Annotated in this window: 17 protein-coding genes and 1 pseudogene; 11 read left to right on the top strand and 7 right to left on the bottom strand. The window is 46.0% G+C overall.

Going from position 1 to position 23,406, the window contains the following annotated elements:
• Positions 1-10: 10 nt before the first annotated feature.
• Positions 11-982, bottom strand: a complete 972-nt coding sequence (locus MUK70_RS27970) for a CPBP family intramembrane glutamic endopeptidase (protein ID WP_234657052.1) — start codon at positions 980-982, stop codon at positions 11-13.
• Between the two features lie 65 nt (positions 983-1,047).
• Here MUK70_RS27970 and dusB point away from each other — a divergent pair, with 65 nt between their 5' ends.
• From dusB to frr, 4 genes are all read left to right on the top strand, one after another.
• Positions 1,048-2,037 carry a tRNA dihydrouridine synthase DusB gene (gene dusB / locus MUK70_RS27965; RefSeq protein WP_234604099.1) on the top strand — a complete coding sequence of 330 codons (990 nt, stop codon included), beginning with the start codon at positions 1,048-1,050 and terminating at the stop codon, positions 2,035-2,037.
• Positions 2,031-2,567 (top strand): acyl-CoA carboxylase biotin carboxyl carrier protein subunit, encoded by a 537-nt coding sequence (locus MUK70_RS27960; protein WP_234657051.1) that lies wholly within the window; start codon positions 2,031-2,033, stop codon positions 2,565-2,567. The genes dusB and MUK70_RS27960 overlap by 7 nt, the downstream gene beginning before the upstream one ends.
• Positions 2,568-2,630: 63 nt before the next feature.
• The gene (pyrH, locus tag MUK70_RS27955; RefSeq protein ID WP_026628531.1) at positions 2,631-3,350 is read left to right on the top strand and encodes a UMP kinase; all 720 of its coding nucleotides are present in this window, start codon (positions 2,631-2,633) and stop codon (positions 3,348-3,350) included.
• Between the two features lie 28 nt (positions 3,351-3,378).
• Positions 3,379-3,939 (top strand): ribosome recycling factor, encoded by a 561-nt coding sequence (frr, locus tag MUK70_RS27950; RefSeq protein WP_234604102.1) that lies wholly within the window; start codon positions 3,379-3,381, stop codon positions 3,937-3,939.
• A 79-nt stretch (positions 3,940-4,018) separates the two neighbouring features.
• Here frr and MUK70_RS27945 read toward each other — a convergent pair whose 3' ends face one another.
• Positions 4,019-5,011: a UDP-glucuronic acid decarboxylase family protein gene (locus MUK70_RS27945; RefSeq protein ID WP_234604103.1), complete on the bottom strand. Its 993-nt coding sequence runs from the start codon at positions 5,009-5,011 to the stop codon at positions 4,019-4,021.
• 39 nt (positions 5,012-5,050) lie between these two features.
• The gene (locus MUK70_RS27940; protein ID WP_234657050.1) at positions 5,051-6,367 is read right to left on the bottom strand and encodes a UDP-glucose dehydrogenase family protein; all 1,317 of its coding nucleotides are present in this window, start codon (positions 6,365-6,367) and stop codon (positions 5,051-5,053) included.
• A 211-nt stretch (positions 6,368-6,578) separates the two neighbouring features.
• Here MUK70_RS27940 and MUK70_RS27935 point away from each other — a divergent pair, with 211 nt between their 5' ends.
• From MUK70_RS27935 to MUK70_RS27925, 3 genes are all read left to right on the top strand, one after another.
• Positions 6,579-7,745, top strand: coding sequence for an acyl-CoA dehydrogenase family protein (locus tag MUK70_RS27935; protein ID WP_234657049.1), 1,167 nt, complete (start codon positions 6,579-6,581; stop codon positions 7,743-7,745).
• A gap of 125 nt (positions 7,746-7,870) precedes the next feature.
• Positions 7,871-8,785 carry an SPFH domain-containing protein gene (locus tag MUK70_RS27930; protein ID WP_234604106.1) on the top strand — a complete coding sequence of 305 codons (915 nt, stop codon included), beginning with the start codon at positions 7,871-7,873 and terminating at the stop codon, positions 8,783-8,785.
• 1 nt (position 8,786) lies between these two features.
• Complete coding sequence (locus MUK70_RS27925) at positions 8,787-9,221, top strand: NfeD family protein (RefSeq protein WP_234604107.1); 435 nt, start codon at positions 8,787-8,789, stop codon at positions 9,219-9,221.
• Between the two features lie 88 nt (positions 9,222-9,309).
• Here the strand turns inward: MUK70_RS27925 and pafA (MUK70_RS31260) are convergent.
• The 3 genes and pseudogenes from pafA (MUK70_RS31260) to MUK70_RS27910 form a co-directional block, all read right to left on the bottom strand.
• Positions 9,310-10,966, bottom strand: a pseudogene (pafA, locus tag MUK70_RS31260) (alkaline phosphatase PafA).
• 63 nt (positions 10,967-11,029) lie between these two features.
• A complete protein-coding gene (pafA, locus tag MUK70_RS27915) occupies positions 11,030-12,706 on the bottom strand; it encodes an alkaline phosphatase PafA (protein ID WP_234657047.1) in 1,677 nt (558 codons plus the stop codon).
• Between the two features lie 126 nt (positions 12,707-12,832).
• Positions 12,833-15,643, bottom strand: coding sequence for a M16 family metallopeptidase (locus MUK70_RS27910; RefSeq protein WP_234657126.1), 2,811 nt, complete (start codon positions 15,641-15,643; stop codon positions 12,833-12,835).
• Between the two features lie 212 nt (positions 15,644-15,855).
• On the opposite strand from MUK70_RS27910, the gene MUK70_RS27905 reads away from it, so the two are divergent.
• Both MUK70_RS27905 and MUK70_RS27900 read left to right on the top strand, forming a co-directional pair.
• Positions 15,856-16,248, top strand: a complete 393-nt coding sequence (locus MUK70_RS27905; protein ID WP_234604110.1) for a hypothetical protein — start codon at positions 15,856-15,858, stop codon at positions 16,246-16,248.
• Positions 16,249-16,290: 42 nt separating this feature from the next.
• Positions 16,291-16,818, top strand: a complete 528-nt coding sequence (locus tag MUK70_RS27900; RefSeq protein ID WP_234657046.1) for an acyl-CoA thioesterase — start codon at positions 16,291-16,293, stop codon at positions 16,816-16,818.
• Here the strand turns inward: MUK70_RS27900 and MUK70_RS27895 are convergent.
• The gene (locus tag MUK70_RS27895) at positions 16,808-21,394 is read right to left on the bottom strand and encodes a translocation/assembly module TamB domain-containing protein (protein ID WP_234657043.1); all 4,587 of its coding nucleotides are present in this window, start codon (positions 21,392-21,394) and stop codon (positions 16,808-16,810) included. The genes MUK70_RS27900 and MUK70_RS27895 overlap by 11 nt on opposite strands.
• Positions 21,395-21,465: 71 nt before the next feature.
• Between MUK70_RS27895 and tsaD the strand changes: the two genes are divergently transcribed.
• Positions 21,466-22,464 carry a tRNA (adenosine(37)-N6)-threonylcarbamoyltransferase complex transferase subunit TsaD gene (tsaD, locus tag MUK70_RS27890; protein ID WP_234657041.1) on the top strand — a complete coding sequence of 333 codons (999 nt, stop codon included), beginning with the start codon at positions 21,466-21,468 and terminating at the stop codon, positions 22,462-22,464.
• Positions 22,465-22,495: 31 nt separating this feature from the next.
• Entirely contained in the window at positions 22,496-23,293 is a 798-nt protein-coding gene (locus tag MUK70_RS27885) for an MOSC domain-containing protein (RefSeq protein WP_234657038.1), read from the top strand.
• Positions 23,294-23,406: the final 113 nt, after the last annotated feature.

Below are 23,406 nucleotides of genomic sequence, written 5' to 3'. Positions count from 1 at the left end.
AAAAGATTGATTAAAATTCCTTATCCACGACAACCGCTTCATTCTGCATCGCGCTTGTTTTCCTGATAGAAAACAGTATGCCAGCAGAAACCAGCAATGAAGATAAGATCAGCATCAGCGGCATTGACTTTGTTTCTTCAATATTAATGTTGATAACACCAATATTATTGAGATACATCATCACCAGCACGAAGCCATTATTGACAAAATGTGCGAGTATAGCAATCCAAATGTTTCCGGTCCAGTAATACAGGTAACCAAACACTGCCCCCAGCATCATCCGGGGCAAAAATCCGTAAAACTGGAAATGTATGGCACTAAATATAGCGGCGGCGACCCAAATCCCTGCGTGAGGATTTCCCCACAACTTAATCAGCTTAGTCTGAATAACGCCGCGAAAAAGCACTTCTTCTCCCAACGCGGGCAATAAAACGACAATAAACAATGCGACCAGGAGCTGGCTGAACTGTGTATATTCGGTCATAAAAGCCGTCATGACCGACAATTGATTCTCTTTTTCCTTCATCCACAATTCCAGGCCAGACAATGCGTCGGGCAGTTTCATGGCTGCATTCCATTCGATAAACTTGCTGTTAACAGGGATAAAAGCCAAAACCAGCAAAAAAGCAAGTAACCATATCCGAAACGCCGGTTTGGGCCTGAAATCGAATTCGCCAATCGTTTTGCGATCTATATAAATCCAGAAAACTAGCGAGGGAAGCAGATAGGAAAAGAAATGAACCGTCCCTTGGAGCATCATTAATGCATACCAGCCATTTTTCACGCCGCCAGGATCGCTCAATAATTGGTTCAGAATAGTAGTAATGCTGTTTGTATCAACTTGCAGGTAGAGCGCAAGGACCATTATCGCCAGAATGTTGCCCACTGCCATACCAATGAGCACAAAGCCGATGAGGACCAACAAACTGCCTCCTATGCCGGGTACACGGGAAACTAACTGAATAGAGTTACTATTTTGCATAATTGATGTAAATTTACAGTTAATTATGAATTTAAAAATAAGGCTTAGGGGTCTTCCCTTTTGAAATGGTAAAAATCGGAAACATAGCGTTAGGTGATTTTCCACTGCTGCTTGCACCCATGGAGGACGTGAGTGATCCTCCTTTCAGGGCGGTTTGCAAGGAAAACGGGGCGGATCTGATGTACACGGAATTTGTGTCGTCTGAAGGGTTGATTCGCGATGCAGCAAAAAGTGTGCAAAAGCTTGACATATTTGAATACGAGAGGCCGGTCGGCATTCAGCTTTTTGGCAGTGATATAGAAACAATGGGTTCGTGCGCAGAAATCGCGTCGCGCGTTAATCCGGATTTGATTGATATAAATTATGGTTGTCCGGTTAAAAACGTAGCTTGCCGCGGGGCCGGAGCTGCACTGTTGCAGGACATTCCTAAAATGGTAAAAATGACCGATGCGGTTGTAAAATCGACGCATTTGCCGGTAACCGTGAAAACGCGCCTGGGCTGGGACGAGAGTACGAAGAATGTGCAGGAAGTGGCGGAACGCTTGCAGGACATTGGAATTAAGGCATTGTCTGTGCATGGCCGCACGCGCGTGCAAATGTATAAAGGCTCGGCCGACTGGACATTGATCGCCATGATCAAGGATAACCCGCGCATCAACATTCCGATATTTGGAAATGGTGATGTGGATTCGCCGGAGAAGGCATTGGAATACAAAAACAGGTTCGGTGTGGATGGCATTATGATCGGCCGCGCCACGATTGGAAACCCCTGGATTTTCAATGAGATCAAGCATTATATGAAGACGGGCGAAAAGCTCGCGCCGCCCACCATGGAACAGCGCGTTGCCGTTTGCCGCAAGCACCTGGAATTTTCAATTCGCTGGAAAGGCCCGGTTGCGGGTGTTTTTGAAATGCGCAGACACTATACCAATTATTTCAAAGGACTAGATCATTTCAAACCATTCCGTATGCGCCTCGTGGAGGGAATGACCTACGAAGAACTCGACGGGATTTTACAGGAAGTTGTCCACGAATACAGCGAAGCATTATGCTAAAAATCGCTGTATCCGACTCCCCGGCAACTGAAAATGATGACGACAAGTCAGCTGGAAATGTTTTTGAAATCAATAATGAGAAGAACAGCTTGTCCATAGGCGGGCAATTGTTCGAAGGGGACATTGAGCCGGTTGGTGCGAACCACTTTCATGCTATCTGGCAAAACAAATCCTATAATATTGAAGTGCTGGACCATAATGCGGCGGAAAAGACATTTCATTTACTAATCAATGGTCAGCATTTTTATACCAAGGCAAAAGACGAACTTGATTTACTTCTGGAGGGAATGGGGTTGCAAAACAGCGCCAGCACGAAGATCAACAATGTAAAAGCACCAATGCCGGGACTCATTCAATCCGTTGCTGTTTCGATAGGGGATGTCATTAACAAAGGGGACACGTTGCTTGTGCTCGTCGCCATGAAGATGGAAAACACAATCAAATCATCTGGAAATGGAGTGGTTAAGACATTGAAGGTTGCGGCTGGTGAAATCGTTGAAAAAAACCAGGTATTGCTCGAGTTTCAATAAATTACTTGTTAATCTTAACTTCCTAAGCTTATTTTTACGGTCGAAAACACCTACATCACAATCATGCCCGAACCAAAATATAAACGTTTATTACTGAAACTGAGCGGAGAAGCACTGAATGGCGGCGACAAAGGCCAGGTTATTGACTTTAACATTCTTGACAATTACGCACGTGAAATCAAAAGAATTGCCGAAGTAGGCGTTCAGATTGCAATCGTAATCGGAGGAGGAAATATTTTTCGGGGCGCATCCGTCGAAAAATCGGGCATCGACAGAGTGCAGGGCGACCATATGGGCATGCTGGCAACCGTTATCAATGGTATGGCCATTCAAAGTTCCCTTGAAAAGCATGGCGTGAACACGCGTTTGATGTCGGCCATTAAAATGGAGCAGGTTTGCGAGCCGCTTATCCGCCGCCGGGCAATCCGCCATTTGGAAAAAGGGCGTGTAGTCATTTTCGGGGCTGGAACGGGAAACCCCTATTTTACCACGGATACAACTGCCGGACTTCGGGCCATTGAATCGGAATCAGAGGTGGTTTTGAAAGGCACACGCGTTGACGGCGTTTACACAGCCGATCCTGAAAAAGACCCGCTTGCTACGAAATACACCCAACTTACATTTGATGAAGCATTGTCCAAAAATCTGAAAATCATGGATCTAACGGCATTCACGCTTTGCAAGGAAAACAATGTTCCGATCATCGTTTTTGATATGAACAAGCCTGGTAACCTGTATGATCTCGTAATGGGCGAAGAAGTGGGGACATTGATATCTAACTAGCAGTAATACAATATCTTACTACAAAATAATGGAAGAAATAGAATTATATCTGGATGACGCCAAGGACACCATGGAAGGCGCCATCAAGCACCTTATCATTGAACTGGGCAAAATACGCGCCGGAAAAGCATCTCCTCAAATGCTCGAAGGTCTTCAGATTGAATATTACGGATCAATGACGCCGTTGCAAAACGTGGCTACGATCAACACGCCCGACGCCCGGACGATTGCGATCAGACCGTTTGAGAAAAAGATTATCAATGAGATTGAAAAGGCGATCCGTAACGGTAACCTTGGTTTTGCACCCTCTAATGATGGTGAAATGATCCGGATCTCAGTTCCTCCATTGAACGAGGAACGCAGACGAGAGCTCGTTAAGCGTGCAAAAAACGAAATTGAGACTGCAAAGATCAACATTCGTAACATCCGTCAGGATGCGAATAATTCTTTGCGTAAGCTTACCAAGGAAGGTGTTGCCGAGGATTTGATCAAATTGAGTGAGGACCGCGTTCAGAAACTCACTGACGGTTTTATTTCCAAAGTGGAGCAGATCTTCAATGCCAAGGAAAAAGAAATCATGGAAGTCTAGTGAGTTTTGTATCATGGGCTTACAAACAAAAAATCCCGCTTTCGCGGGATTTTTTGTGCACTTTCTTTCTAAAATATCTCTATTTGGAACCGCTGAAATTTTCGAAACCTCTGTGATTTGATTCTTCATAAAGCCTTTCTTTCGGCAAGTTGCGGAAGTAGTCGTAAGTGATGCGCAGACCTTCCTCGCGCGAAACTTTTGGCTCCCAGCCCAGGATTTCTTTTGCTAATGTTATGTCCGGCTGACGCTGTTTCGGATCGTCCTGCGGAAGCGGTTGATAAATCACTTTCTGATCCGTTCCCGTCAGTTTAATTATTTCCTCAGCGAATTCCCCAATGGTAATTTCAGAAGGGTTTCCAATGTTAACAGGCAAAGAATAATCGCTCATTAGCAATCGGTAAATGCCTTCAACCAGATCATCCACGTAACAGAATGCGCGTGTTTGGGTTCCGTCACCGAATACAGTAATGTCCTCACCTCTTAGTGCTTGCCCGATGAATGCAGGCAATACACGTCCGTCATTGAGGCGCATTCTAGGTCCGTAAGTATTAAAGATCCTTACAATCCGTGTTTCCAGTTGGTGATACCGATGGTAAGCCATTGTGATCGCTTCCTGATAACGTTTTGCCTCATCATAGCAGCCACGCGGCCCGATCGGGTTAACATGGCCCCAGTAATCTTCTGTTTGTGGGTGAACCAATGGATCACCGTAAACTTCCGACGTTGAAGCGATAATAAAACGTGCATTTTTTACGCGTGCAAGTCCAAGCAAATTATGCGTCCCCATCGCACCCACTTTAAGGGTTTGAATAGGAATTTTCAAATAGTCGATCGGGCTGGCAGGTGATGCGAAGTGCATGATGTAATCCAGGTCACCTGGCACGTGTACGAACTTCGTCACATCGTGGTGGTTAAACTCGAAATTCGGATCGGGCATCAGATGCTCAATATTCCGCATGTCGCCGGTAATGAGGTTATCCATCCCGATCACATACATGCCCTCTTTAAGGAACCGCTCGCAAAGGTGCGAACCGAGGAAACCCGCCGCTCCGGTTATTAATACACGTTTCATTTAAAATGAGATAGGTTTAATGTTATATTGACTTCCCAATTAAGCTGGAACTACTTTTTCCCTTCCGATGCTGAAATAAGTGTAACCCATTTCGCGCATGGTACCCAGTTCATAGAGGTTTCTTCCGTCAAAAACTACTTTGTTTTTGAGCAATCTGCTCATTTTTTCAAACTCTGGTGTACGGAACTGTGGCCATTCGGTAAAGATCATCAATGCGTCAGCATCGTCCAAAGCAGCATACGGCGTATGACAGAAAGTTACTTTATCGCCAAGGATCTGCTTTACGTTGGTCATTGCTTCGGGATCATAGACAGTGACTTTTGCTCCTGCTTCCAGCAAAGCATTGATATTTTCCAAAGCTGGTGCTTCACGTATGTCATCCGTATATGGCTTAAAGGCCAATCCCCAGACTGCTATGGTTTTATCCTTCAGATTTCCACCAAAATAGCTGTCTACCATCGGCAAAAGCTTTTTCTTCTGGTCATCGTTCACATCCATAACGGATTGCAGGATGCGGAAATCGTAGTTGTAATCTTTTGAAGTTTTGGCAAGCGCCTGCACGTCTTTCGGGAAACAGCTTCCGCCGTAACCGATTCCTGCAAACAAAAAGCGCTTTCCAATACGGCTGTCCGTTCCGATACCACGACGGATATCGTCTACATTTGCGCCCACTTTCTCGCAAAGGTTTGCGATTTCGTTCATGAAAGTGATTTTCATGGCCAGGAATGAGTTGGCAGCATATTTAGTCATTTCAGCAGAACGTTCGTCCATGAAAATAACCGGGTTACCTTGTCTCACCAATGGCGCGTACAATTTCTCCATTACTTTCTTCGCTTTCTCCGACGAAGTTCCAACCACAACGCGGTCTGGCTTCATGAAATCTTCAACTGCAACGCCTTCGCGCAAAAATTCAGGGTTTGAAACGACGTCGAATTTAACTTTTGCATTGGCAGCGATTGCGGCATTTACCTTTTCGGCAGTCCCAACCGGCACTGTGCTTTTATCAATGATAACCGCGTATTTATCCAGGATGTGTCCAAGATCGTCGGCTACTTTAAGAATATATTTCAAATCGGCAGAACCATCTTCGCCCGGAGGTGTCGGAAGCGCAAGAAAAATAACTTCAGCATCTTTAATTCCTTCTGCAAGATTGGTTGTAAATACCAAGCGGCCTTCCGCCACATTGCGATCAAAAAGAACATCAAGCCCTGGCTCGTAGATGGGAATATCTCCTTTTTGCAACCGTTCAACTTTTCTGACATCAATGTCTACGCAGGTCACCTGGTTGCCCGTCTCGGCGAAGCATGTTCCAGTAACCAAACCAACGTACCCTGTTCCTACAACTGCGATTTTCATAAAATGTGATAATTATTATATAGCTGTTATGACACTTATTAATTAACGTTAAATATTTGTACTTAACCAAGACGGCTAACATTCGAGGTATGCAAAAGTAATTTTTTTAAATGAATCTTCACCGCATGATGTAGGATTTGTTCGTTTACGGATGGTGATTTTAATACAAATCTTGTTAACATTGAATATCACTATATAATCATCAGCAAATATGGACTTGATTAAAGAGGATTCTATTGAAAGCCAGCGCGAACAAACCTGTGACCTGATCCGGGAAACGGTTAAAGACTTTGCGGCTATCCATATAAAGCCTAATATAAGGGAGTGGGACGAAGCCCAGCAATTCCCCAAAACATTGTTTCACAGTCTGGGTGAATTGGGCCTGATGGGCATGCTGGTTCCTGAGCAATACGGCGGAACGGGATTAGGATATAAAGAATATGTAACGGCCATCATTGAGCTTTCCAAAACAGATCCTTCGGTGGGATTATCCATGGCAGCACATAACTCGCTTTGCACAAATCATATATTAATGTTTGGTAATGAAGACCAAAAACAAACCTATCTTCCCAAGCTGGCTTCGGGGCGAAATGTAGGGGCCTGGGGGCTCACCGAACCCAATACAGGCTCCGATGCAGGCAATATGCAAACGGTTGCCGTTCGCGACGGCGGCGACTGGATCATTAACGGTTCCAAGAACTTCATAACCAACGGAAAATCAGGGGATGTGGCCGTTATCATTACCCGAACCGGCGAGCCCGGCGACAAGCACGGCGCAACCGCATTTATCATTGAGCAAGGAACGCCAGGATTCACTTCGGGGCGTAAAGAAGACAAGCTCGGCATGCGCGCTTCGGAAACGGTGGAGCTTATTTTTCAGGATTGCCGCGTTTCAGATAGTCAGCGACTTGGCGAAGTGGGTGATGGTTTTATCCAATCATTAAAAGTCCTCGACGGCGGACGGATCTCCATTGCAGCATTGGGCGTAGGCACTGCATTAGGCGCATATGAGGCGGCGTTGGCTTATTCCAAAGAACGAAAACAATTCGGCAAAGCGATCTGTGACTTCCAGGCGATTGCATTCAAGCTTGCGGACATGTATACGGATGTGCAAGCTTCAACATTGCTTACTTTCCACGCTGCAGCATTGAAAGATTCGGGCCAGAAAGTGGCGCTGGCGAGCTCCGTTGCCAAGTATCATTCTTCCGAAACAGCCGTAAGAGTTGCGAATGAGGCCGTTCAAATCTTTGGCGGTTATGGTTTTGTGAAGGATTATCCGGCCGAAAAGTTTTATCGTGACAGCAAGCTTTGCACCATTGGAGAAGGCACAAGCGAAATTCAAAAAATGGTTATATCAAAAGAAATATTGAAAAATTAATATATCCGTAACCATCCATCCCCATCTTAAACCGACGAGCAAGTTTCCGTTACACTGGTGCGTGAAGCAGTAGGAAGGAAGTCATGTTATGGTTATTTTCGCAATAGACCATAACATGACTTTAAATGACTACTCCACTTATAGTATTATTAGTCCTCGTTGTATTCACGATCCTGATGACCGTGAAAGTAATCCCGCAGCAGACCGCCTACATTATGGAGCGGCTCGGCAAATTTTACGCCGTCCTTCAACCCGGCATCAACTTCATTATCCCCTTTTTCGACCGTATAGCCTACAAATACACGCTCAAAGAAACTGCCATCGACATTCCCGAGCAGATATGCATCACCCGCGATAACGTTCAGGTGCGTATGGACGGAGTCATTTTTATACAGGTTATTGATCCGAAAAAAGCCGCTTACGGCATAGCAGACTACACATTTGCAGTAATCCAGCTCGCGCAAACGACCATGCGTAGCGAGATTGGAAAGCTGGACCTTGATAAAACATTCGAGGAACGTATGACCATTAACCGTGCCGTTGTGGAATCGATCGACGAGGCTGCGACAGGCTGGGGCGTGAAAGTATTACGGTACGAGATCAAAAATATCACGCCCCCACAAAGCGTTCTGATTGCTATGGAAAAACAAATGCAGGCAGAAAGAGAAAGAAGGGCTGTGATTTTGCAGTCTGACGGTGAGAAACAAGCGGCGATCAATGTTGCCGAAGGTCAGAAACAAAAGGTGGTTTTGGAGTCGGAGGGTATAAAATTGAGACAGATTAATGAGGCGGAAGGGGAAGCAGCAGCATTGCGGTCGGTTGCGGAAGCAACTGCGGAAAGCATCAGATTAGTAGCGCAGGCGATCCAGATGGATGGCGGTTCGGAAGCGGTCCAGTTGAAAGTGGCCGAAAATTATGTGGAACAATTTGGTAAGCTGGCCAAGGCCGGCAACACGCTTATTTTACCCGCGAACCTCGCCGATATGAGCTCCCTGATCGCCACTGCGCTTACTGTTGTTAAATCAGAACCGAAGAAATAGTATGGATTTGTCGCTGCCGCAAATATGGCTTATCGTTGGACTGATCATGCTTATCGCAGAGTTGGTCAGTGTTTTACTCGTGTTCGTGTTTTTTGCGATTGGTGCGTTATTTACCTCGCTACTTGCAGCCATAGGCTTGCTTACCAGTACAGAAAGTCAGATCATCGCTTTTTCCGTGATTTCCCTGGTTTCCATGCTTGTTTTACGTAAACATGCGCGCAGGTTGCTGGACCGGAAGGGAGCCGCTGAATATAATGAGTTTGTGGGCGAAACGGCCATGGTTATCAAGGATATCCCCGCAGAAGGAGAAGGTAAAATATACTATCGCGGTGCTGAATGGAAGGCGAATTCGGTCAACCACACGTCGATAGCAGCAGGAAGTAAGGTCGTGATCAAGCAGGCAGATGGCATCCTGCTGATTGTAGAAGAATCTTGAACATTGACTAAAAACCTGAACATTCATAAAAAAGAGGCTGCATAGCAAAGGATTAACTCCGCTATACAGCCTCTTTTTTTAGTATAATTCACTTCTTAATAGCCTCTTCTACCGGATTTCCAATATTCCCGCTGGCGGGTAGAATGTGCAGCAATGAAGCAACAGTAGGCGCAATGTCCGAAACCGAAGTCCGGCGCAATGTTTCTCCTTTATTTATCCCCCATCCAAACATGACAAAAGGAACCTGCGTGTCGTAATTGTATGGTGTGCCGTGGGAAGTTCCTGTTGGCGTTCCGTAAAACCATCCTGGCTGGGAAAGGATCTGCACATCTCCGCTGCGTTTGGCATTTACATTGTTCTTGTATAATTCCAGCTGAAAAGTGTTCAAAGGCGCTTTTCCCATATCCGTCAGGTTCAGGACGTCCGCTACGCCCGGGACTTTTAGCAATGCTTCGCGGATTACGTCTGTCGCCATAGCAACGGTTATTTTCTTTTTTTGCAAAAGGTCATGATCAAAATAAAGCTGGTTATTCTCTCTGCTCAACACATATTTTTCTTTTCCAAAGGCATCATCCAATGCTTTATCAACGGTGGCATTCACAACTCTGCGTTCCACCAGGCCGGAAGGAAGCTTGTGCGCCGCCGCGAAACCAGGAACATCCACAACGCCGTGATCGGCAGTCAGGAAAACCGTGTATTCACCTTTTCCTACCCAGCTATCCAGGAAGCCGAAAAGCTCCGCAAATTCCCTGTCGAGCCGCAGAAAATCGTCTTGCTGCTCAATGGAATTAGGCCCTACCCTATGCCCGATCTTATCCGGTGACGAAAAGCTGATCGCCAGGAAATCGGTATCTTTTCCTTTACCCAGATTTTCACCTTTAATGGCCTCGATAGCCATTTCTTTCGTGATCGTGTTTCCCCACGGTGTATCCGTTACCACCCCAAAGGCATCACCAGCCAAACCAGCCAGATCATAAGGAAAAACGGGCCTTTTCGCCCCTGGCAATTTGCCTTCCCAATCCACGTCGTCTGGTGAGCTTTGGCCGTAATTATCTGCGGAAAGCAACAATTGCCAGCCTTTTTGTAAATAGGCAGAAGGCATTTTCCTGGCATTATAATCTTTCACCCATTGCGGAAGGTCATCCATATAATAAGTGCTTGTCACCCAGTTCCCGGTTTTGGAATCGAACCAATAGGAACCATTGGCCGTGTGCCCGCCCGGTAAAAATGGATCCCCTGTCCTTGATCGCAACGGCAATTGTCTTGTTACGAAAGTTAGTCGCGATCCTTAATTGATCAGAAACTGTGCTGGTCAGCAAATTTTTCGGAGACATCTTACCCACCGTTGTGTTAGTGCTCCCAACCGTTTTTACAGTGCTGTCTTCCACACAATAAATGCTTTGCCTGGTGATCGGGTCAAACCATTCGTTGCCTACAATGCCATTGATTGCGGGCACTGAGCCTGTATATGCAGACGCATGACCGGCAGCAGTTACCGTTAATGCATAATTATAATGGTTGTTCCGACAGTTGAAACCCTCATTCATCATTCTTTTAAAACCACCTTCCTGATATTGATCGTAATAGCGATACAAATAGTCATAACGCATCTGATCCACCACAATGCCGACTACAAGCTTAGGACGGGCGAGAGGCGAAGATTTGGGGACAGCTTTCTTGGAAGTTTGGGCGAATGCAGATACAGAAAGCAGTATAAGCAACGCTTTTAAGCAAATTTTTCTCACGGTTCAGGAATATTTATTAAACAAAAAACCCTTGCAAACAGTGACGCCAGCAAGGGATTTAAATTACTTTTTGAGTGCTTCTTCAACGGGGTTACCCACATTTCCGCTCGGTGGCAGAATGTGCAGCAATGCAGAGATCGTCGGCGCAATGTCCGCTATCGTGGTCCGACGCAGTGTTTCGCCTTTGTTCACTCCCCAGCCATAAAGCAGGAATGGCACGTGCGTATCATAATTATAGGGCGTTCCGTGATCCGTTCCTGTGGCGTACGCAGACGCAAACCAGCCCGGCTGCACAATTACCTGAATGTCGCCGGTGCGTTTTGCGTGAATGTTGTTTTTATACATTTCCAATTGATATGTATTCAAAGGAGCGCGGCCAATGTCGCTCAGGTTCAGCAAGTCTGCAACGCCTTCCATTGGAAGCAAGGCCGTGCGCAAAACCTGGTAAGCGTCGGCAATGCTTACTTTCTTTTCTTTCAAAAGGGCCTTATTCAAATAAAGCTGATAGTTTTCGAAAGCCGCAACGTAATCGCCTTCCCCATAAGCATCATTCAATGCTTTCACAACTGTGCGTGTCAACGCCGTTGCGCTCATCAAGCCCGCAGGCAGTTTCTTTTCTTTCCAAAATGCAGGAACGTCCATAGCGCCGTGATCCGCTGTCAGGAAAACCGTGTAATTGCCTTTTCCTGTCCAGGAATCAAGGAAATTGAACAGATCGGCAAATTCCATATCCAGTTTCAGGTAATTATCCTCTTGCTCCACGGAGTTTGGACCAAATGCATGTCCGATGCGGTCTGGCGTTGAAAAGCTCACAGCCAGGAAGTCTGTATCGGCCCCTTTGCCCAAATTTTCACCCTTAATGGCTGCAATGGCCATATCTTTTGTCATTGTGTTTCCCCAGGGAGAAGTTGTGATAACGGTGTAAGCATCGCCAGCGGTTCCGATAAGTTCATGAGGGAAAATGGATTTGGGTTCGCCCGAAATTTTACCTTCCCAAACTACATCATCCGCAGTGCTTTGCGTGTATTGCTCGATGGGCAGTAATAACTTCCAGCCCGCTTTCGAATATTCGGAAGGCATTTTGCGGTTGTTATAAGCGGTCACCCAGTCCGGCAGATTCTCCCTGTAATACGTGCTGGTTACGAAATTTCCTGTTTTTGCATCGAACCAGTAAGCGCCCGTCGCCGCATGGCCCGCTGGCAAAATGGAAGCACGGTCCTTGATGGCCACGCCGATGGTTTTTGAACGGAAATTGGTGGCGATTCGCAACTGATCCGTGACGGTGCTGGTAAGCAGGTTGCGCGGCGACATTTTGCCGACTGCGCCATTGTTGCTTCCTACGGTTGCCACCGTGCTGTCATCTGTGCAGTAGACTGTTTTTGCGGCCTGCGCATCATACCAATCGTTTCCGACAATGCCATTGATTGCCGGCAATGATCCCGTGTAAATAGCCGAATGTCCTGCGGCAGTAACCGTCAATGCATAATGATAATGGTTGTTCCGGCAATTGAAACCCTCATTCATCAACCGTTTCAAGCCGCCTTCTTTGTATTTGTCATAATAGCGATACAGGTAATCATAGCGCATCTGATCCACCACAATACCCACAACAAGCTTAGGACGAGCAAGTTTGTCCGCATTAGCTGTGGCTGGTTTTGTTTTGGATTGACTAAAAACGGATGGGCTGATGATGAGTCCTGCAATCAGGAATTTTAATGTCAGGTTTTTTATCAATTTCATTGGAGAGGCATTGTAGCGATAAAGGTTTCCTTATATACTCGGCAAAGATAAAGATGTACTGCTTTAAAAGCAGAAACCGGCAGCAAATTGCCACCGGTTTTAACTGTCTGTTAATAATAAGTCATATTACTTTTTCTCGCTTCCTCCCAGCGGTGCAGGCGCAGCGGCTGCGGGCGCACCTTTTTTGGCTTTTGCAAAATCACCGGCCTTAATGATCACCAATTTATTATAATCAATGTGTTTGTTAAATGCAGCTTTAATTTGCTCCGGGGTTAATGCTTCAATTTTCTTCTCAAAATCTGCATCCCACTGCATTGTCCGGTTAAGATAAAGATTGTTGGTCAATGTGTTGGCCAGCGAAGCGTCCTGTGAGCGCCCCACTTGTCTGGATTGCAGGTAACCCGATTTCGCAGCTTTCAATTCCTCAGCTGTAAAACCTTCCTTCATCGTTTTCTCGATCTCTTCTTTAAATGCAGCTTCCAGCTTGTCAGCATTCTGAGGTGCATAAATCGCATAAGACATAAAAGTCCCGTTTTTGTCCAGCGAGCTCGCCGAGAATTGCGAACCCACACCATAGCTTAATCCTTCCTTCTGACGGATGCGCGTCGCGAGACGTGAGTTCAGGAAGCCGCCACCGAGCAAATAATTACCGATCACTAATGCCGGATAATCCGGGTCTGTGTCCTGCAAGGGCATATTAAGACCGGCAATAAACATCGCATTTGCTTTGTCGGGCGTTTCCAGCATTTTGCTTTCCGATTTCACGGCAACATAAGGCGAAGCGATGCGGGTGAATGGCTTGGCGCTTTTCCAGTTGCCAAATTCATCATTAATTATCTTTTGGAGCGCCGCCTTGTCAAAATCCCCTACAACCGTTGCAGAAGCATTATTGGCACCATAAAAATCTTTATGGAACTGCCTGATCTGGTCAATCGTCGTGGTTTTAATACTCTCCACATCTTCATCAAATGTTGCCACATAACGAATGTCGCCTTTTGGATATGGCGTCGTAATCCGGCGATATTGATTGAATGCAATCGCCTGCGGTTCACTACGTTGTGACTCGATCCCCGCCAGCTCTTCCTGTTTCAGTTTTTCAAATTCCGTTTCATCAAATGCCGGGTTTTTCAGAACTTCCGCCACCAGCTTCATGACAGCAGGCAGGTTTTCTTTTGTTGTCTCAATGTTCGCCCCGGCCTGGTTATTGATCCCGAAAAAGCTAACACGCGCTTTCAGTTTATCAAATTCATCTTTTAATTGTTGTCTGGTTTTGGTTTTTGTGCCTTTGTCCAGCATGGAGCCGGTGAGGTCCGAAATGGTCGCTTTGTTCATCAGACTCTTTTCGTCCCCGTAACGCAATGTGATTTTGGCTGCAACAACATTTCCTCTGGTCGTTTTAGGCAGCAATGCGGTTTCGATAGCATTGGGTTTTTCAATGCGCGTTGTGCGGGTTTCCACATTCATCGGCGACGGATCAAATGCTTCCCCTTCTGCTACAACGGCCTCTCCCTTATAGTCTTTCACGAGATCGGCAACATTCGGTGCTTCCGGAATTTCGGCCCTAACCGGGTTGGACTCAGGCACAAATGTTCCTAATGTGCGGTTGGAGGGACGGAAATAATACTGAGCAACGCGGAAAACGTCCTCCGGGGAAACTTTCCGAATGTTATCCCGAAACAAAAATGCGAGCCGCCAGTCACCTGTTGCAATGGCTTCACTAATGCTTAGTCCTACCCTCTCGGAATTACGAAATTCAAGATCCCAGTTTTTCAGGATAGTCGTTTTGGCACGCTCAATGTCCTCTTTTGAAGGTTTCAGAACAGCAGCAGAATCCAATGTCGCCGTAAATGCTTTTTTAGCCTCATCCAAAGATTTCTCTTTTAAAATCTCAGCTCCAAAAAGCACAAATCCCGGATCAAACAACTGAAAACTGAATCCGAATTCGGAAGATGCTTTCTTTGTATTCACCAGGTTTTTATAAAGTCTGCCATTGGGTTCAGCAGTCAAAAGTTCTGTCAGCACTTCCATAGCAGGATAATCCGCATGCAAGCCGGGCATAATGTGGTAAGCTGCCATCAGCATTTGCACGTCGCCCGTTCTTTTCAATTCCACAAAACGCTCACCATCCTGCGTGGGCTCCGAGGTGTACGATTTAGGAAGCACACGTTCTGGTTTCGCGATTTTACCAAAATAATCATTGATCATCGCCAATGTTTTGGCCTCATCGATCTTTCCGGCAACAGTTAGGACTGCATTATCCGGCTGATAATATTTTTTATAAAAAGCCTGTAAATTATCAATGGGCACCCTTTCAATGTCGGAACGGTTTCCGATGGTCGATTTTCCATAGTTATGCCAAAGGAAAGCGCCGGAAATTACGCGCTCCATCAAAACGCGGAAGGGGCTGTTTTCACCTGATTCAAACTCATTACGCACAACGCTGAATTCGCTGTCCAGATCTTTTTTGGCAATAAACGAATTCACCATCCGGTCCGATTCCAGGTCCAGAGCCCATTTCAGGTTTTCTTCGGAAGCTGAAAATGTCTCAAAATAGTTGGTACGGTCATACCAGGTCGTTCCGTTCGGTCTGGCGCCATGCTCGGTGAGCTCCTGCGGAATGTTAGGGTGCTTGGGCGTGCCTTTGAAAACCATGTGTTCCAGCAAATGCGCCATGCCCGTTTCGCCATAACCTTCGTGACGCGAACCCACCAGATAGGTCACATTCACCGTAATTGTAGGCTTCGAAGGATCGGGAAACATGAGCACTTTGAGCCCGTTTTCGAGGTTATACTCTGTAATTCCTTCCACCGAAGTGACCTTTTTCACCCCTTTCGGCAGATCCTGCGAAAAAGAAGGAGCGGCGATAAAGGAGGTTAGCAGCAGTCCGAGCACAGCTTTGCTTCGGAATACATTTCTTCTTTTAAATTTCATGACCATATCCAGACGATTATGTGATTTACAATGCATGAAAATAACGTAGATTATCGCATTTAGCAATGACTTAGGGATAAATGGCGAAATAAAATCCGGTGCAACATAATGGCAACGTTTTGGTGTATAGGTTTTGACTGCATTACATATTTTCCGGCCTCAGTAGGAATTCTGGGAGAAGAATAGCAGTTTTAACATATATGCTTTAATCAAAATAAATGACGTCGCTCAAAAACTTAACCCGCCTGTTTTTTGTATCCATCATCATTATCGTGGCTGGCTGCGCCTCAGGCATTCCTATTTCAACCAACACGAAATATCCTATTGACTTGCTATACGATAACCAGCCGCTGGAACGGCCTTATTCCGAGATCGGGATTGTGGAAATAACCAGTGAGGATTCGCTTACAGCTCGCCAAACGCAGGATAAACGCATGATGTATCGCGGTAATGATGCGAAAACCAAGGAGTTGCTCACCGCCCGATTGGTCATTAAGGCACAAAAAATTGGCGCTGACGCCATTATTAATGTTAAATACAAGTACTACACGAGCGTGAAAAGTGAAGGTTATATGCTCAGCGGGCTCGCTGTGAGATATCGCGGTGAATAACGTTTTTGCCAAAATTTATACAAAATTTCATCTCTCAAATCCATGCTTTTTACCGCTGAACTATCTGAAATGCCAGTCGAGGCAGAATCTCGGGTGATCATCCGTTTTCAGGATTGTGACCCGCTGATGCATTTGAACAACTCTAAATATTTCGAGTATTTTTTCAATGCACGGGAAGATCAGGTTTCCAAGCTTTATGGATTCAGTTTCGAAGCCATGTTCCGAGAGCTTCGGACGAGCTGGGTGGTTTATCAGCATCAGATTGCGTATGTACGTCCCGCGCTGATCAGCGAATGGGTGCGGATTACGTCCCGGGTGATTTATTACAACGAAGACACCATGGTTACGGAATATTTTATGACCAACGATCTCCGTACCGAGCTCAAAACAATGCTTTGGACCACTTCCAAGCACATTAGCATTACCACAGGCAAAAGAGTCCCGCATCCGGTGGAGGTGATGGATTACCTGAAAGCGACTTGCGTGCCTGATCTGGATTTCCCCAATATGCAGTTTAATGATCGCATTCACGCGATCAAGCATGGCTTATCGGCCGGAACTAGCGTGTAGGGTCTTTGTTGGAGATCATTTTGTTGACCGTCGTATCCTGTCTGGTTGAATCCGGGACGTAAGGAATCTTAACAGACGGTTTTGGCATAAGAGAAATGCGGTTGAAACTGTGTGTAAACTGCATACTTACGCCGCCCGTTGTGACAGAGTTCATTACAAGTGAGTTCAGCACATTGCGGTTATAGGCTTTCACGCGCACCGAGCCGCTGGGGTTGAGCCAGTATTCCAAAGTCCATTCACCCAATAAACTGGCCGCATCATACTGCGAAGCCCCGCTGGCACTTTGTGTTCCCGAAGTAAAGCGTCCGTCACGCGTCACGCGAAAACGATCATTGAGAAAACGATAGGAAAACCGCAATTGCAGGTTATTAAGTGCATTCTGATCCAAAGAAAGCCCCGAAACGCCAACTTCCAGATTCTCATTGATCCCCGAAGCCCAGCGACTGATCTGATTGGAAACCAGTTCACTGATGCTGCTGCCGAGGAAATTCTGGCTTCCCACAGCCGCAAGACTTGCCTCCGGAAGTAACTGGTTTACCAGCAACAGACTACTCACCTGCCTGCTCAATTCCTGTTCGTCCGACTTCAATTTATTCTGAAATGCTTCCAATTGTCCTCGATAATCGCTTAATGAAGGGTTATCGAGGACTTTAAGATCATAACGAATCTGCGGCGACATCAACTGTTCCGATAGAGCGATCGTCACCTCAACGGGATAACGGCGCGATAATGCATCGTTACCCGACTGTGTCGTGCTTGTATTGGGGAGCACTCCGGCTAGCGAAACCATCTGCGTATAGCCCGCTTTTACATCCAGTTGTGCGCCATATGGGTCACCAGACCAAACGATGCGGCTGCCGGGTTTAATGTTGAATTTCTTGTTGATCACATTCTGAAGTGTGAAATTGTATTCCCCTCTTTCGATTTCATACGTTCCGGCCATCGTAAAATCGCCTTTTGTATCAATGTTGAGGTTCAGCCTGCCGCTGCCATTTCCGCGGATAATGTCGCCGGTTTGTCTGTCGAAAATAATTTCGCAGGTGGCATCAGGCGTTAAATTGAAATTGAAATCCATTTTAATTCCGCCCACGACCTGATTTCTTGCCGCGGAATCACCTGTGCCGGCGGTGCTGTCGGGCGGAGGCATTTTGCTTACGAATTGAATATAATCCTGTGTGGCAACTTCCGTCGCGCCATCGAGCGGAATGTGGATTTTGGTGCCTTTGTTACTGGTTACATTCGCCTCAATGTTGAGGTTATCAATAGGGCCGAACACTGCAACGGGACCTGTCACATAAGCAGTTCCGTAAAATGTGGTATTATCCTTCGCAGTTGTATTGAGTATTTTAAAATTCTTCAAATCGGCATTGAAACCAAGTGAAAAATATTTGAAACTATCATGAAAAACCCCTCCTCTTAAATTGGCCGTGTTCCCGTCCGCATCCGTAATGAGCATATTATCAGAGGTGATCTCACTTTCCGTAAAATTGATTTTATCACTAAATGTAAAGACCGATTGCAGATAATCGAATTTCATCCGGCCCTTATCAACCATTAGTGAACCATCCAGAACCGGCGCGTTGACAACGCCTTTGATTGTTACCACCCCTTTTGCTGTTCCGCTAATATCCGAAACCAGGCCGGTTGCAAACGGTTCCAATGCTTTGAAGTCAAAATTATTGAAAATCGCTTTCAGGTCCAGCGTGTTTTCATGCTGTTTTGGACGGTAAGCACCAGTGAGATTAAACACCCTGCGCGCATTTTTATTAAGCTGTGCATCAATTTCAAGCTCGCTCCTGCCCTGGTCCCATTCGCCGGTCCCGGCCAGGTTACCAAACTCATACTGGCCGTAACCCAGGCTCTCAATGTTGACATTCGCATCCAGCACGACGCTATGATAAACATCTTTCACTCTGGCCGAACCATCCATGATTCCTGCTAACTGTGTTGTTAAAACCGGATTTAAACTCGCCAGCTTGAAGTTTTTTATATCCAGCATCAGACTTTTATCCGGATCTTCGGACGCTGTGCCATTTACGAAAATCCGCTGCTTGCCGCTAACCAACCCCAGATTAGACATGGTAATGTCTTTTCCGACAATGGAAATGAAGCTTTCAGAGGGAACATTCCAGGTTTCCTCGAGCAAATTGAGTTTTGAGTTTTTGAAAACGATGTCCAAACCGGCGGGCAGGAACCGGATCTCTCCCGCAAGATTAGCATCATTTGTGCTACTTACCTGGTGTAATGCGCCACTAAAATTAATGTGATCCACATCCCAGGCCCCTTCAATTTCCAGCTTCTCCGTTGGGACCAAAACGCTGATCCTTTGCCTTTCAGACGTTACGAGCATGGAGGCGAGTACTTCTGCTGAATTTACAAACTTGGAGGTCGTAACATCTACTTCCGCTTTCACAAACTCATTTGTGCCGTAACGAACCGTGTCCGCAACCGCATCGAGTGTCAAAAAAGCCGTGTTATCCATTTTGAAAACACCTTCCGCCTTCGCGCCTCTGGAAACATAAACATCAGGGCTTAAAAATGCGAGAAACCGGGATAAGTTCCTCGTTTCGACGGCATAATCGATCTGATATCGGTTTAACGACGGCTTAACAGGCTTTTTTTCATAGTACGCAGATCTGCTGGCTTCGTTTTCGAAAAAGTAAAGTTTATATTCTTCCAAAATGCTGCTGATATCCTTATATGCCGCTGTGGGAAGGAAATTACCGTCCATTTCGGCAGTCAGAAACTCGCTTTCTAATTTCAAAATGCGCCTTTCAGCAATTTGCTGAGACGAGAAGACCAATGTGTCCATCACGAGGTTTCTATCCTTTTCGGCCATCAGCAAATACGTGTTAAGGAGCTTTGCATCGCCCGTGAGCGCGTCCAAAGTGTTGCCTGACAGATTAATATTCAGTTGCGTACGCAACGTAATGCCCTCCTTTACAAAACCAAGTTCTTTCAGATTCGCTTTTTCAACAACGCCTTGCACATCAAACGCATTCTGCGCCTTGGAGAGGTCGAATTCGCCTTCAATGTTGGCGATCAGATTGCTATCCCTCGCAATGACCTGCCCATTGAAATACTGGTTTTGGATATTTCCTTTGAGCTGTATGTTTTTGTAATTATAATGCTGAAAACCAATCCGGCCGACGGTCGCATTCATGTCGGTAGAAGCGAATTTCAGCTCTGTTCCTTTTCCAAAAACCTTTCCGTCGAAGTCCAGTTCCTGCCAGGTTTCCTCGTCATCCAGCAACTTCCCCAACTTAAATGCAGCCGTTTTAATCGTCCCTGAATAAGTTGTCGACTGCGCGTCGGCAATGTGAAACACAAGATCGCCCGCCACTTCGCCCATATCCGAGGAAGCGGAAGCATTCAGCGCGAAATCTTCGAGCGTTCCCTTGAATGTGCCATCCAGCAACGTAAGCCCAAATTTTGAAAGTTTCTCATGCATATCCCATTCAGGATAATACTGGACAATGTCCATCGGCTCCACTTTCGAAAGCGACAATTGAATGTCCATTTTCACGCCTTCTATCGTGGGAAGTCCCTGAAAACCAACATTCCCGACTAGACGACTGCCTCTTCCGAAATGCAGGTCCATGTCCGAAACCATGAAATCGTCCACCTTGCCATTAAAATCGCCGGATATGCGCCAGGTTTCACTTAGTTTATCAACATAACTCGAAAAAAGTCCGAGATCCTTCGAGTCAATGCGGCTGCCAACCAAATGTCCTTTCATCCGGACTTTATGGTTAAAATCACCGAGCTCACCCGATCTGTTATAATAAAATATGACTTCGTCTTTCAAATGGGAATTGCCGATATGTGCGTCCAGCTCTTTTAGTTCCATCTTCTTTTGACAAAACAAAAAGCGCGATTTCAGATCATGCATCGTCAAGCCGGTCTGTTTATCAACCGTTTCCAGATTTCTGGCCAGAAAGGAAATCGTGTCCCCCTGCACCAGAAAATTTCTCAGGTCGCCATTTAATTTATTTAACTCAAAATGAGAGTAATCAAATGTCCTTGCGCCTCTGTCACGAGGCTGGCGCGGATCGTCATAGCGGAATGTTCCGTCGATGACTTTTGATTTACCAATAATAAATGGCGTATTATTTTCGGGTGCGTTTTTGGGGCGCGGAACGGCCGGGGCGGTGAGCTGGTTAATGCGTTCTATAAAGCCGTCAATGTTCAGCGAGCCGGATTGAGGCAGCACCGCCAGCCGCACATTGGGTTGAAACACATTTACCTCATCGAGATAAATTTCTTTCGCAGCATTTTCAATGATGTTATTGAGATCCAGGTTGACGTCAATCCGGCCGACGTCGATCATATCCTTCTGGCGCGTATCTTTTACTGAAATTCCTTCAAGCGAAACGACGTCAAACCACTTGATATTGACTTTTTGAATGGTGATGGGATAACCCAGTTTTTCGGAAACGTCGCGGGTAACACGCTGAACTGCCCATGTTTGGACCGAAGGGAGTTGAAGCGCAATGGTAATAATTCCCAACGCCAGCAGCGCGAAGATGATCACTACGATCAGACCATTACCAAACGCCTTCAGGAATTTTAACATATACAGCTTCGCGGCGGGATACCGCTTATCTTATTGTTAATGCTTAATTTTGCGACTATAGTTCAACAATTATGAATATCCTCGCCATTGAATCGTCTTGTGACGAAACCTCCGCAGCCGTAATCACTAACGGGAAAATCTGCTCCAATGTTGTTGCTACGCAACTGATTCACACACAATATGGCGGCGTTGTTCCCGAACTTGCTTCCCGTGCCCACCAGCAACACATTCTGCCTGTGGTAGATAAAGCGTTGAAAGATGCAAAAGTAACAAAAAAAGACCTGGATGCCATTGCTTTTACCAAAGGACCGGGTTTATTAGGTGCTTTGCTGGTGGGGACTTCGTTTGCCAAATCCATGGCGTTGGGGCTCAACATTCCTTTGATCGAAATCAACCACATGCAGGCGCACGTGCTGGCACACTTCATTGACGATCCTAAACCCGCGTTTCCGTTCCTATGCCTGACCGTAAGCGGCGGGCATACGCAAATTGTGAAGGTCACCGGCCCACTCGAAATGGAGATTATTGGCGAAACAAAAGACGACGCAGTAGGTGAAGCATTCGATAAAACAGCCAAATTACTCGACCTGCCCTATCCGGGTGGACCATTAATTGATAAATACGCAGCGCTGGGAAACCCTCATGCCTATCCGTTTCCGCTTCCTGAAATGCCTGGGCTGGATTTTTCTTTCAGCGGGATTAAAACTTCGTTTATGTATTTTCTGCAAAAACAGGTAAGGGAGAATCCGGATTTTATCACTCAAAATATCAATGATATCTGTGCGAGCATCCAATTTACATTGGTGGATATTCTTTTGAAAAAACTCAAAAAGGCATCGATGGAAACCGGGATCAAGGAAATCGCCATTGCGGGTGGCGTTTCTGCTAACTCGGGATTGAGGATGTCGCTGCTTCAATTGGGAGAGAAACTGGGCTGGAAGGTGTACATTCCAGCCTTTGCATATTGCACGGATAATGCGGCCATGATTGCGATGGCGGCACATTACAAGTTTGAAGCCAATGAGTTCACCGACCAAACAGTAAGTCCATTGGCGCGGATGGAGTTTTAAGAATAGTCATGAATAAAAATATACATTAAGCATGCGTGTATCAGAAATTTGGATCTATCCGGTCAAGTCCCTGGGTGGGATTAGGCTGAAAGAAGCTAAAACAGAAAAAAAGGGATTGCAATATGACCGTCGTTGGCTGATCATTGATGAAAACAACACCTTTATAACGCAGCGTGTTTTCCATCAGATGGCACTGATTGATGTTGCACTGGAAAAGGATGGGTTAAAAATATTTGAGCGGAATAATCCTGAAAGCAACATTACGGTTCCTTATGAGCCTGTGTCTGGTGAAACTTTGTCCGTCAAGGTCTGGGATGATGTTGTGGAGGCTGTTACTGTAATGGACGAAGCAGATGTGTGGCTTTCTTCTCAACTGGGGCAGAACGTAAGGCTGGTCATGATGCCTGAATCGACCGAGCGAAAAGCGGATCCAAAATACGCCCAAAACGGTGAAATCGTGAGTTTCGCAGATGGTTACCCGTTTCTTGTTATTTCTCAGGCTTCACTGGACGATCTCAACACCCGGCTCGACGAACCGATTTCAATGATCCGCTTTCGTCCCAATTTCGTTATAACTGAAACGTTACCATTCGAAGAAGATCAATGGAAGCGAATCCGAATTGGAGACTTGGATTTTGAAATTGTAAAACCCTGCGCCCGCTGCGTGCTTACCACTGTAGATCCCGCCACCGGGCAAAAAGGCGCTGAACCGCTAAAAACACTGGCAAGTTACAGGCGCATTAATAATAAGGTTTTATTCGGGCAAAACCTGGTGGCCAGCAACTTTGGGATTATTAGGGAAGGGGATGCACTGGAAGTTGTGGAGTGACAGTTTGCTAATGTAGGAGAGATTGATTTGTTAGGCTAAGAGATTTAACAAATCGTCAAGCTGAGCGTTCACCAACTTGTCAAGCTGAGCGGAGTCGAAGCCGCGTCGTGCAA

This window comes from Dyadobacter chenwenxiniae, assembly GCF_022869785.1.
Lineage (GTDB): Bacteria > Bacteroidota > Bacteroidia > Cytophagales > Spirosomataceae > Dyadobacter > Dyadobacter chenwenxiniae.
The sequence above is the reverse complement of the archived record's forward strand: the minus strand, read 5'-3'. Positions and strand labels throughout refer to the sequence as shown.

Bases quoted from the DNA above. Each gene is read 5' to 3' on its own strand.
- MUK70_RS27970 (WP_234657052.1), bottom strand. From the start codon at position 982: ATGCAAAATAGTAACTCTATTCAGTTAGTTTCCCGTGTACCCGGCATA.
- dusB (WP_234604099.1), top strand. From the start codon at position 1,048: ATGGTAAAAATCGGAAACATAGCGTTAGGTGATTTTCCACTGCTGCTT.
- MUK70_RS27960 (WP_234657051.1), top strand. From the start codon at position 2,031: ATGCTAAAAATCGCTGTATCCGACTCCCCGGCAACTGAAAATGATGAC.
- pyrH (WP_026628531.1), top strand. From the start codon at position 2,631: ATGCCCGAACCAAAATATAAACGTTTATTACTGAAACTGAGCGGAGAA.
- frr (WP_234604102.1), top strand. From the start codon at position 3,379: ATGGAAGAAATAGAATTATATCTGGATGACGCCAAGGACACCATGGAA.
- MUK70_RS27945 (WP_234604103.1), bottom strand. From the start codon at position 5,011: ATGAAACGTGTATTAATAACCGGAGCGGCGGGTTTCCTCGGTTCGCAC.
- MUK70_RS27940 (WP_234657050.1), bottom strand. From the start codon at position 6,367: ATGAAAATCGCAGTTGTAGGAACAGGGTACGTTGGTTTGGTTACTGGA.
- MUK70_RS27935 (WP_234657049.1), top strand. From the start codon at position 6,579: ATGGACTTGATTAAAGAGGATTCTATTGAAAGCCAGCGCGAACAAACC.
- MUK70_RS27930 (WP_234604106.1), top strand. From the start codon at position 7,871: ATGACTACTCCACTTATAGTATTATTAGTCCTCGTTGTATTCACGATC.
- MUK70_RS27925 (WP_234604107.1), top strand. From the start codon at position 8,787: ATGGATTTGTCGCTGCCGCAAATATGGCTTATCGTTGGACTGATCATG.
- pafA (WP_234657047.1), bottom strand. From the start codon at position 12,706: ATGAAATTGATAAAAAACCTGACATTAAAATTCCTGATTGCAGGACTC.
- MUK70_RS27910 (WP_234657126.1), bottom strand. From the start codon at position 15,643: ATGGTCATGAAATTTAAAAGAAGAAATGTATTCCGAAGCAAAGCTGTG.
- MUK70_RS27905 (WP_234604110.1), top strand. From the start codon at position 15,856: ATGACGTCGCTCAAAAACTTAACCCGCCTGTTTTTTGTATCCATCATC.
- MUK70_RS27900 (WP_234657046.1), top strand. From the start codon at position 16,291: ATGCTTTTTACCGCTGAACTATCTGAAATGCCAGTCGAGGCAGAATCT.
- MUK70_RS27895 (WP_234657043.1), bottom strand. From the start codon at position 21,394: ATGTTAAAATTCCTGAAGGCGTTTGGTAATGGTCTGATCGTAGTGATC.
- tsaD (WP_234657041.1), top strand. From the start codon at position 21,466: ATGAATATCCTCGCCATTGAATCGTCTTGTGACGAAACCTCCGCAGCC.
- MUK70_RS27885 (WP_234657038.1), top strand. From the start codon at position 22,496: ATGCGTGTATCAGAAATTTGGATCTATCCGGTCAAGTCCCTGGGTGGG.